At 37.2% G+C, this 207-nt stretch carries 1 pseudogene; it reads left to right on the plus strand.

The annotated features are described in order from the left end of the window. Positions 1-207 (plus strand): annotated as a pseudogene (locus AABK37_RS42600) (ISKra4 family transposase); the annotation flags it as partial.

Here is a 207-nt window from a genome sequence, read left to right on the forward strand (position 1 = left end):
AAGAAGGTAGTATCTGGAGAGATTACAAAGCTGTAAGGTTGCAAGGCATATACTATGGTGCTTTTTTTGACGATAATCAATCATTAATTGATTATGTTAACAGTCAAAAATTGCTCAACCCACTTGTTTGTTTGGGAGATGGTCATCCAGGAGTTTGGAATTTAGTCCAAGACTTTGGTATAGAGCAAAAACGCTGGGAAATCTTGG

Source organism: Tolypothrix sp. VBCCA 56010, from assembly GCF_050875635.1.
Taxonomy (GTDB): Bacteria; Cyanobacteriota; Cyanobacteriia; order Cyanobacteriales; family Nostocaceae; genus Hassallia.